This is a genomic window from Pengzhenrongella sp., from assembly GCF_036565025.1.
Lineage (GTDB): Bacteria > Actinomycetota > Actinomycetes > Actinomycetales > Cellulomonadaceae > Pengzhenrongella.
Map to the genome: position 1 here is coordinate 1 of NZ_DATCNW010000129.1, position 10,170 is coordinate 10,170.

The 10,170-nt window shown below is 71.6% G+C and carries 9 protein-coding genes; 2 read left to right on the forward strand and 7 right to left on the reverse strand.

Annotated elements, in window-relative coordinates:
- Nucleotides 1-79 precede the first annotated feature (79 nt).
- Genes VIM26_RS07170 through VIM26_RS07180 form a run of 3 tightly spaced genes read right to left on the reverse strand, consistent with a single transcriptional unit; the run spans nt 80 to nt 3,393 of the window.
- On the reverse strand, nt 80-1,153 hold the full coding sequence (locus VIM26_RS07170; RefSeq protein WP_331949663.1) for an NAD-dependent epimerase/dehydratase family protein: 1,074 nt from the start codon (nt 1,151-1,153) through the stop codon (nt 80-82).
- Nucleotides 1,150-2,238 carry a PHP domain-containing protein gene (locus VIM26_RS07175; protein ID WP_331949664.1) on the reverse strand — a complete coding sequence of 363 codons (1,089 nt, stop codon included), beginning with the start codon at nt 2,236-2,238 and terminating at the stop codon, nt 1,150-1,152. The genes VIM26_RS07170 and VIM26_RS07175 overlap by 4 nt, the downstream gene beginning before the upstream one ends.
- Before the next feature lie 15 nt (nt 2,239-2,253).
- Complete coding sequence (locus VIM26_RS07180) at nt 2,254-3,393, reverse strand: Ku protein (protein ID WP_331949665.1); 1,140 nt, start codon at nt 3,391-3,393, stop codon at nt 2,254-2,256.
- Nucleotides 3,394-3,474: 81 nt separating this feature from the next.
- Between VIM26_RS07180 and VIM26_RS07185 the strand changes: the two genes are divergently transcribed.
- The gene (locus tag VIM26_RS07185) at nt 3,475-4,401 is read left to right on the forward strand and encodes a DNA ligase (protein ID WP_331949666.1); all 927 of its coding nucleotides are present in this window, start codon (nt 3,475-3,477) and stop codon (nt 4,399-4,401) included.
- Entirely contained in the window at nt 4,398-5,288 is an 891-nt protein-coding gene (gene ligD, locus VIM26_RS07190; RefSeq protein WP_331949667.1) for a non-homologous end-joining DNA ligase, read from the forward strand. Before VIM26_RS07185 ends, ligD begins: the two co-directional genes overlap by 4 nt.
- A 45-nt stretch (nt 5,289-5,333) precedes the next feature.
- Here the strand turns inward: ligD and VIM26_RS07195 are convergent, their stop codons facing one another.
- The 4 genes from VIM26_RS07195 to VIM26_RS07210 form a co-directional block, all read right to left on the reverse strand.
- Entirely contained in the window at nt 5,334-5,936 is a 603-nt protein-coding gene (locus VIM26_RS07195) for a hypothetical protein (protein WP_331949668.1), read from the reverse strand.
- A 207-nt stretch (nt 5,937-6,143) separates the two neighbouring features.
- Nucleotides 6,144-8,324: a PAS domain-containing protein gene (locus VIM26_RS07200; RefSeq protein ID WP_331949669.1), complete on the reverse strand. Its 2,181-nt coding sequence runs from the start codon at nt 8,322-8,324 to the stop codon at nt 6,144-6,146.
- Between the two features lie 80 nt (nt 8,325-8,404).
- Nucleotides 8,405-8,833 (reverse strand): response regulator, encoded by a 429-nt coding sequence (locus VIM26_RS07205; protein WP_331949670.1) that lies wholly within the window; start codon nt 8,831-8,833, stop codon nt 8,405-8,407.
- Between the two features lie 4 nt (nt 8,834-8,837).
- Nucleotides 8,838-9,947, reverse strand: coding sequence for a HAMP domain-containing sensor histidine kinase (locus VIM26_RS07210; RefSeq protein WP_331949671.1), 1,110 nt, complete (start codon nt 9,945-9,947; stop codon nt 8,838-8,840).
- Between the last annotated feature and the right edge of the window lie 223 nt (nt 9,948-10,170).

The window sequence follows — 10,170 nt, forward strand, 5'->3', positions numbered from 1 at the left end:
CGCAACGTCCGAGCGCTGACGTCCTATAGGACGTCAGCGCTCGGACGTTACGTGTTCGGACGTTACGGCGTTCAGTTCGTCAGCCGTAGCGGGGCAGCACCCCTCGCCGCGGGCGCAACGGCGGGCTCGCGTTCCCCGCGCCCTCCGCGATGCCGGCCAGCACCTCCGCGAGGCTCTCGAGGCTCGAGTGCACCGGGTGCCACCCGAGCAGGTGCGCCGCCCGGCCGGTGTCCAGCACGGGAACCGCGCCCGCCAGGTCGACCCACCCCGGGCTCACCGGGACGATCCTGGCGTGCCAGGCCGCGGCGACGACGGCCCGCGCGAGCTCCGGCGGCACCTCCCGGTACCGGCCGCCGGACACGAGGCCCGCGACGTCGGCGGCGTGCAGGACGTCGTCGGCCGCGATGTTGAACGGGCCGCGCTGGCGCCGCACGACGATCTCGCGGTACGCCGAGGCGAGGTCGTCGGCGTGCACCGCCTGGAGCCGCAGCCCGCGCGGCCACGGCAGCGTCGGGAGCTCGCGGGCGAGTCGTCGGGTGGGCACCAGGCGCCCGAGGAAGTTGCGGGTGACCTGGCGCCCAGCCGCACGCTGGAACACCAGCGCGGACCGCACCCGTGCCACGACCAGGCGCGGGTGCAGGTGCTCGATCTCGTCCAGGCCGCGCTCCACGGTGACCTTGTCCAGGCTGTACCCCGAGCTCCGCACGCCCTCGATCGGCCAGCGCTCGTCGCGCGGCACGTCGTCGGGCGCCGGGGAGTACGTGCCGACCGAGGATGCGACCACCAAGTGCGGCACGCCCGCGAGCAGGGCGGCCTCGGCCACCCGGCGCGCGCCGATCACGTTCGTGCGGTGCATGGCGACGTGGTCGTGGCTCGGGTGCATGGCCCACGCGAGGTGCACGACGGCGTCGGCCCCGGCCAGGGCGGTCGCGAGGCGCTCGACGACGGGCTCGTCCGGCCCGGGGAACGCGATGTCGCACCCGACCCAGCTCGCGACGTCGTACGGCGCGGGCAGATCGCCGGTGGACAGAGCGGTCGCCGGCGGCGGGCGGCGTGCGATCCCGACCACCGACGTGACCGTGCCGTCGCCGGCGAACCGCCGCAGCAGGGCGGTCCCGACGTTCCCGCTCGCACCGACGACGGCGACCCTCATCGCACCCCCAGAGGTGGGTCCGCCGCGCTTCCGGATCGTTTCCCGCGCGCCACCATCCGCTCGAGTGGCCAGGTGTTGATGATCCGGGCGGCCGGGATGTCGTGCTGGGCCGCGCGCTCGCACCCGACCAGCTGCCAGTCGAGCTGCCCCGGCGCGTGCGAGTCGGTATCGATCGAGAACAGGCAACCGGCGTCGACGGCGATCTGGAGCAGCGCGTGCGGCGGGTCGAGCCGGTCCGGTCGGCAGTTGATCTCCACGGCGACGTCGTGCAGGGCGCACGCCGCGAACACGGCCTCGTGGTCGAAGCTGCTCGGGGGGCGCTTCCGGGGCCCGATCAGCTGACGTCCGGTGCAGTGCCCGAGCACGTCCACGTTCGGGTTCGCGACGGCGGCCAGCATGCGGCGCGTCATCGGACCGGACTCCGACCGGAGCTTGGAGTGCACGGACGCCACCACGACGTCGAGCGCGGCCAGCAGGTCGGGTTCCTGGTCGAGCGAGCCGTCCTCGAGGATGTCGACCTCAATCCCGGTGAGCACCCGGAACGCGGAACCCGCGGTCTCGAGAGACGAGTTGAGCGCCGCGATCTGGTCGAGCTGGGCGCGCAGCCGGGCCGGGCTCAGGCCGTGCGCGACGGTCAGCCCCGGCGAGTGGTCCGTGATGGCCAGGTAGTCATGCCCGAGCTCCATCGCGGCCAGCGCCATGTCCGTGAGCGGGCTGTGGCCGTCGCTGGCCTCGGTGTGGGAGTGCAGGTCGCCGCGCAGGGAGTCGCGCAGCGCCGCCCTGGGGCCCGACGCCGGCGAGGCCGCCGCCCGCTCGAGCCCCTCGAGGTACTCGGACGGTTCCCCGCGCAGCCGGGCGGCGATCACGCTCGCGGTCCGGTCCCCCACGCGGGGCAGCTCCGACAGGCCACCGGAGCCGGCCAGCGCCCGCAGCCGCTCCGGGTCGGTTCCCGCGACGGTCTTCGCGGCGCGCCGGAACGCCTCGCTGCGGTACGACGTCGCCTGCGCCCGTTCGAGCAGGAACGCGATCCGGTTCAGGGTCGCGATCGCATCCTCCTGCGCCTCGCGCGCGGTCCGCTCCGCCATCGTCCGGGCCGCGGATCAGGACGCGCGACGGCGGGTGGTGGTCCGCGTCTTGGCTGCCGTCTCGGTCCCGGTGGCCTCGACCGGCGCCTCGGTCTTCGCCGCGGTCTTCCGGGCGGTGGTCTCCTTCGCGCGGGCGGCTCCCTTGGCCGCGGTTCCCGTCGCGGCCGCCTCCTTCGCTGCCGGCTTCGCTGCCGGTTTGGCTGCCGGTTTGGCGGCTGGTTTGGCGGCCGGCTTCGACGCGGTCTTCGCGGCCGGCTTCGCACGTGCGGCCGCTGCCTTGGGTGGGGTCCTCCCCCGCGTGGGAGCCTCGACCTCCGCCGCCGCCGGAGCTGGCTCGGCCTCCCGCGGGCTCGCGCCGCGCGCCTCCCGGGCCTTCTCGACGCTGCGTTGCAGCGCGGCGAGCAGGTCGATGACCTCCCCACCGCCCCGCGTCTTGCCAGCGGCGTTCTCGGCGGGCACCGCCTGGGTCGTGCCCGCCGACACCTTCGCCTCGATGAGTGCCTCGAGCGCACCCTGGTACCGGTCCTCGAACTGCGACGGGTCGAAGTCGCCGGCGAGGGATTCGACCAGCGATTTGGCCATCTGCAGCTCCTGCGGGCGGACCGACACGTCGGCGTCGAGCACCGGGAAGTCCGCGGCGCGGATCTCGTCCGGCCACAGCAGGGTCTGCATGCAGATCACGTCGTCCCGCACGCGCAGCACCGCCATCGACTCGCGCTGGCGCAGGGCGACGCGGACCACGGCCATCCGGTTGCTGTTCACGAGCGCCTCGCGCAGCAGGGCGTACGGCTTGGCGGCCGTCTTCTCCGGTTCGAGGTAGTACGTCTTCGCCAGCAGGATCGGGTCCACCTGGTCCGCCGGGACGAACTCGAGCACCGAGATCTCGCGCTCCGTCGCGAGCGGCAGCTCCGCGAGGTCCTCGTCGGTGAGCACGACCAGCTCGCCGTCGTCCGTCTGGTAGCCCTTGGCGATGTCGCTCATCTCGACCGGCTCGCCGCAGACGCTGCACGTCTTCTTGTACCGGATCCGGCCGCCGTCGGTGCGGTGCACCTGGTGCAGCGGGACCTCGTGCTCACCGGTGGCCGCGTACAGCTTGACCGGGACGTTGACCAGCCCGAAGGCCACCGCGCCCTTCCAGATCGCTCGCACCGTCATCGCCTCCTCGTTGCGATGTGCCGACATACCCGTTCGCGCGCCGAAACGCGTCTATCTGGGCAGGATGGACCTGTGCAGCCCATGCTCGCTACCCGAGCGGCCGATCCGACCGCACTTCCCACCGGCCCCGAGTGGGCGTACGAGGTCAAGTGGGACGGCGTCCGGCTGCTCGCGGACACCACCGGCGACCGGTTGCGGCTGCTGAGCCGCAACGAGCGGGACGTCACGCCGGCCTATCCCGAGCTCGCCGGGCTGGCCGGGATCCAGGGTGCGGTGCTCGACGGCGAGGTGGTCGCGATGGTCGACGGCGTCCCGTCGTTCGCGGCGCTCGCGGAGCGCATGCACGTGCGGGACGCGGCCCGGGCCAGCAAGCTCGCGGAGGGACTTCCGGTCAGCTATGTGGTCTTCGACGTGTTGCGGCTGTACGGCGTCGACCTGACCCGACGCTCGTTCGACGAGCGCCGCGCGACCCTCGAACGCCTCGAGCTGCCAGCGCGGGTCCAGCTGTCCCCCGTGTACGACGACGGCGGCGACCTCTGGCGGGTGACGCTCGAGCACGGTCTCGAGGGGGTCCTCGCGAAGCGCCGCGCGTCGACCTACCAGCCCGGTCGGCGCTCGCGGGACTGGGTCAAGGTGGCGCACCGGAGCACCCGGACGGCCGTCGTCGGCGGCTGGCGCGGGGAGTCGACCGGAACGGGTCGCCTCGGGGCCGTGCTGCTCGGCGCGCCCGACGCCACCGGAGCGCTGCGCTACCTGGGCCGCGCGGGCAGCGGCCTGACCGGTCCGCTCGGGATCCGGCTGGCCGGCCTGCTGGGCGCGCACGAGCGGCCGTCGAGCCCGTTCGCCGAAGCCGTGCCCGCGATCGACGCGCGTGGTGCGCGCTGGTGCGAGCCCGGCGTCCTGATGGACGTCACCTACCTGACCCGCACGCCCGGCGGGCGGCTTCGCCAACCCGTCCTGCGCGGCGTGCGCGACGACGTGGCCGTTGATCCGTGGGAGGACCTGTGAACCCGAGCGACGGCAGTCAGCTGGTCGACGTGGACGGTCGCCAGGTGCGCATCGGGCACCTGGACAAGGTCATGTACCCGTCGGTCGGCGTGACGAAGGCGGAGGTCATCGACTACTACTCCCGGGTGGCCGGGGTGCTGCTCCCCCAGCTGCGGGACCGCCCGGTCACCCGGATCCGGTTCCCGCAGGGCGTCGCGGGCCAGAAGTTCTTCGAGAAGAACATCCCCGCCGGGGCGCCCGGCTGGCTCCGCCGGCAGGTCCTGCGGGCCGCGCCCGGTTCCGACGACGAGGGTAAGGAGCTCACGTTCCCGTTCCTGGAGGATCTGGCGGCGATCGTCTGGTCGGCGAACCAGGGAGCGCTCGAGCTGCACACCCCGCAGTGGCGGGTCGGGCTCGACGAGGAGGTGCGCAACCCGGACCGGCTCGTGATCGACCTCGACCCGGGCCTGCCGGCAGCCCTCGCGCAGTGCGCCGCCGTCGCGCACGTGGTCGCGGACCGGTTGCGCGCCGACGGGCTCACCACGGTCCCGGTGACCTCGGGCGGCAAGGGCCTGCAGCTGTACGCGGCACTCGACGGCCGGCGGACCGTCATGGAGGTCCATCAGTACGCGCACGACCTCGCCTACGAGCTCGCGGCCGCGCACCCGAAGCTCATCGTGGCGAACATGAGCAAGGCGTTGCGCGGTGGCAAGGTGCTGCTCGACTGGTCCCAGAACCACCCCGGCAAGACCACCATCACGCCGTACTCGTTGCGCGGCAACGAGCGTCCGACGGTGGCGGCTCCCCGGACCTGGGACGAGCTCGCGGACGAGGGTCTCGCGCAGCTCACCCCCGACGACGTGCTCGACCGCCTGGAGCGCGACGGCGACCCGTTCGATGGCCGGTGAAGGAAGCCCTACGTCTTGGCCGCGGCCGCTCACGACGGGCCGTGATCAGGTCGGAGGCTGCGGTTCGGGATGCCTGTCGAGGAAGCGCCGCGCGGCTCGGATCTGGCGCGCGGAGCGCAGGACGATGACGACGAAGCCCGCAAGCGTGGACACCGCGAGGGCCGTGAGCCAGCGGTCGCCGCGAGCAGCGCGGCCGAGCGCCATGCCCAGATACATCAGGGCGATGGCGAGCGGGAGCAGGAGGGTGTAGCTCTGGCCGGCGAGCGCGTGCGCGTACCCGCGCACGAACGCAAGGTCGGTCGGATGGGTGGGTTGCTCTCCGCCCACCTGCTTGAGCAGGACCTTGCGGTCCTTGGGTCGCATTCCCCGGGTGAACGCCCGCGACGCCGTGTCGCGCGTGGTCAGGATCAGCGCGAGGACCGCCGCCACCGCCCCGCCCGCGGCGAACCCGAGGCCCAGACTCGACGCCAGCATCCGGGACCTCGGCAGTGGTGACGACCAGGCGGGTGCGCGGCTACCCACCGCGAGGAGCAGGACGTCCAGAGCGAGCAGGGCGAGCAGCGCGACGACCAGGATCGTCAGTCGGCGGTTCTGCCGGTCGTGCAGCGTCCGCTGCGCACTCGCGCGTTCAACCACGCCGTCAACCACGATGACCTCATCACTCTCGACGCCCTGAAAGACGCCGGACGGCAACCCTATCGAGGCCGGGTGTACAGGCTGGGTGTATGGCTGGGTGCGGCCAAAGCGCACCAGCGGTACGCGTTCGCTACACCCAGCCATACACCCAGCACTCACCGCACTGCGGTCGTGGTCCTGGAGTGCCGCCCGCGGGACCCGGAGTCCGGTGCGCAGCGTTCAACGCGACCTGACGGGGCTTGACCGGGCTTCTTCGGCGTCGCGCAGCGCGTCGGACGCGGCGACCGGCCCCGAGCCGCCGACGGGCACTCCCGTCGCGAAGGCGACTCCGACGCTGACGGTCAGCAGGTGCTCGATGCCGTCGACGGTCACGGTCTGGCGAAGTGCCGCCGCGACCTGGTCCGCGATCCCCGTCACCACAGAACGGTCGCGGCTGCGCCGGGGCTGGTGCCCGTCCGCACGGACTGCGTTCCACGGCTCGACGACGACGACGAACGCGTCGAATCCCACCCGGGCGACGGTGTCCTCGGGCCGGGTCAGAAGCACGTTGTGCAGCCGACGGGCGGTGTCGAGGAGGATTTCCTCGGCGCTCGCCCGCCCGGCACCGTTCATGAGGTCGGCGAGGCCATCGAGGCGGCAGAACAACACCCCGATCTCCCCGTTCTCGTGCCCCGCGCGGGACAGTGCGACCTCGACCCGGTCGATCGCGTGCGCACGGTTCGGTAGCCCGGTGAGGCCGTCGTACCGGGCCTCTCGAATAAGGGTCTCGTCCTGGCGCGCGGCACCGCTCAGGTTGCGCGAGAGGCCGAGCACCTCGATCACCGCGCCACTGGCGTCGCGCCGGAAGGGGGTCAGGCGCCGACTCAGCCAATGCCACGCGCCATCGGGTGGCTTGGCGCGATAGACGAGAGAACGCACCTCGCCCTGAGCGAGATTTGCCGCGGCGAGGTTCTCGGCCTGCAGTCGCGACCGGTCCTCCGGATGGACGAGGTCGTTCACATTCGGCCCCAGGGCACGCATCTCGTCGGGGGTCATGCCCACGATGTCGTCGTCGCGCGACCAGTAGGTGACGGCACCGGTCGCCACGTCCGTGACGAAGACGGAGTCAGGAAAGGCCGCCAGGAGGGCGTCATAGAAGGCGATCGCGCGCTCCGCGCTCTCAGTGAGGGCAAGGGACTCCTCCCTGGCGACGTGCACCGCCGTCACATCGGTGACGCTCGCGACGTGCCCGGTCAGGACTCCCGAGGTGGACACCGGCGCACGGGTCAGCTGCACCCAGCTGATCCGGCCCTGCGGCGTCACCAGGCACAGGTCGGTCTCGTACGGCAGCCCGGCATCGATGCCCGCGCGCCACTCCGATCGCACGCGTTCCTGGTCGTCGCGGTGTGCGGCCTCGAGCCAGCCGGCGTGCCGTGATTCTTCGTGGGTGAGCCCGCTGAGCTCCAGCCATCGCTCGTTCGCCGCCAGCAGGGTGCCGAACTGGTCGAACACCAAGATTCCCACGGGTGCTGAACGGACCAGGGTCTTGAGTACCTCGACCGTCCGTTCCAGCTCGTCCGTCCGATACAGCACGGTCGCCGCCAGCGTGCGGTTCGCCTCGACCAGGGCGTCCGCGATGCGCTCACGCTGCCGATCGATCTCGCGCAGCCCAGACGCCAACAGCCAGCTCAGGGCGAGCCCGAGAACGGACATGGACAGGACGAGCACGGCAACACCGAAGTTGGTGTCGAACCAGCCCCGATGCTGAGCCCACAGACCGAGCCAGCCCAGCATCAGCGGTCCGCAGATCACCAGCGGCATGGCTCGGCGCAGCATCGTTCCGGCGCTGCCACCGTCCCACAGTCGGTCGGCCAGCTCCGCCGACGGTTTCGCCAGGACGAGTGCGATCGACAGCACCACCAAGCTGAGACTGGTGTGCAGCGCCATGCTGGTGTACCCGCCCACGGTGTAGAGCGGGGAGGAGCTGTAGGCGTAGCCGAGAACCGCGATGTAGCCCAGACACATCGACGACAGCGCGAGGCCGTTCATCAGCCGCACCCGGGAGGACCGCACGAGCACGCCCACTCCGAGCAGCAGCAGCGACACCGCCGTGACCGGCGACATCCTCGCCGCGTAGTGGTCGATGTCGATCCCCGGCAGCAGGAGGTCGATCCCGAACGGGCGCCCGAACACGTACTCGGCGAGCGTCAGTCCAGAGAGTGCGGCGACCGCGCCGCCGAGCACGGAGGCGATCGGCCCGTGCTCGAGCGCCGCCACGGCAATCGCGAGGACGACCAAGGCCAGGGCCGTGTTCGGCATCATCGCGGGATAGCCGGGCACGAGCGTGGTGAGCGGGTCGATGCCGGCAAACCACCCGACCAGCACGGCGAACCCCATCGTTCCGACGGCGGCCGCACTCACGCGACGGATCCAGCCCACTGCCGGTGAGCGGCTGTGATCCTTCGGCGCCTGTGTCGTGACCGGTGTCGCGCTCACGTCGGCTACGTCCAACGAGCGGGCACGCTGTCCGCGCGGGATCCGAGCGGCATGCTGATCTCGCCGAGCAGGGCGCGCTCGATCGCTCTGGTGAGGTCCTCGGCTTCGGCGGGCTTGCTGAGAAAGGCCGCCACATGAAACTTCCGGACCGCCTGCCCGGCTTCCTGCGGGTCCCGGCCGCTCAGCACGACAACCGGGATGGAGCACAGTGCGGGGAGGTTCGAGTAGCGCTCGAGCACGACGAGACCGTCCCCCGCGGGGAGGCCGAGGTCGAGCAGCACGAGGTCGGGACGCTCGGTCCTGGCGACGCTCACCGCCCCGACGCCGTCCTGCGCGACGACGACGTCATACCCCTCCGTTCTCAGGAGCATGCTCAGGCCGCGTCTCATGTCGTCGTCGTCCTCGACAATGAGAATCTTCAGTCTTTCCGGCATGGCGTTACCTCTGAGTCCTTGGGTCATTGTTCGGGGTGAGGATGGGGATGGTGAAAGTGATCGCAGCGCCGACCTTGAGACCGGTCGCCGCCCGGATGACGCCGCCCTGCAGCTCGATGAGCTGCCGGCAGATGTAGAGGCCCAGACCGATCCCGGTGCGGCTCTCGGAACTGTTCTGGTTCACCTGAATGAATTTCTCGAAGATGCGTTCTTCATCGCCGGGGTGCAGGCCGCGACCGTTGTCCCGGACCGTGACGCAGACGTTGTCGCCCTCCACGACCGCCTCGATGCCGATCTCGCCGCCGTCGGGCGTGAACTTCAGGGCGTTGCCGATCAGGTTGGTGAGCACCTCGTGCAGGCGCTCCGCGTCGCCGAGCACGGTCGGCAGGACCGCGGAGGTGACACTCAGGTTGATTCGCCGACCGAGGGCCGTCGGCTCGTAGGCGGCGACCGCCTCCGCGAGCAGCTCGTCCAGCGCCAGGGCGCGACAGGTCACCCGCAACCGCCCCGTCGCGCCGCGGGTCACCTGGAGCAGGTCGTCGATCATCACCTTCAGCTGTCCGGCGTTGCGCTTCAGCACCGTCAGGAGCTCGCGCTGCTCGGGGAGCACCGGGCCGCCGGAGCCGCTGAGCAGCAGCTGGGCGAACAGGTTCACGACGGAGAGGGGCGATCGCAGCTCGTGCGAGACGTGCGAGAGGAACTGGTCCTTCTCGCGGAGCTGTTGGTCGCGCGCGTTGTGCAGCTCGCGCAGCGTCCGCTGGCGGTCGATCGCGCGGTCGACGGACTGTCCGAGCTCATCGGTTCGGATCGCCGACCGCACCAGGTAGTCCTGCGCACCGAGCCGGAGCACCTCGCGGGCCAGGTCGGCGTCGTCCGTGCCCGTCACGAACACGATCGCTGCGCCCCGCCCGTTGGCCAGGACCTGCGCGAGCACCGCTGAGCTCTGGTCGTGCGGTTGACCGACACTCAGTACCACGCCGTCGTAGGCCTCGGTGTTCAGCCGTGCCAACCCGGACTCGAGCGTCGTTGCGTGGTCGATCCAGACCGTGGCAAGGAGTCGGTCCTGCAGCGCCATCGGGAGCAGGGTCGAGTCGGCGGCGGCATCGTCGATCACAAGCAATCGAGTGGGTGCCGCACGTTGAAGCTCCTGGCCGAGGCTCACATTCTGCCTATCGGCGGGCAAACCAGCCGGATGAGAGTCTTCGGTCAGCGATTCGGCCGTCGGCAGTCGTTCGGGCGGTCAGTTGCTGCGGTGGTCCTGGATCGCCAGCCGCGGGCCGCGGCGCGGGGCGCGGGCGCGGCCCGACAGCTCGAGCAGGCGCACGACCCGGTACCGG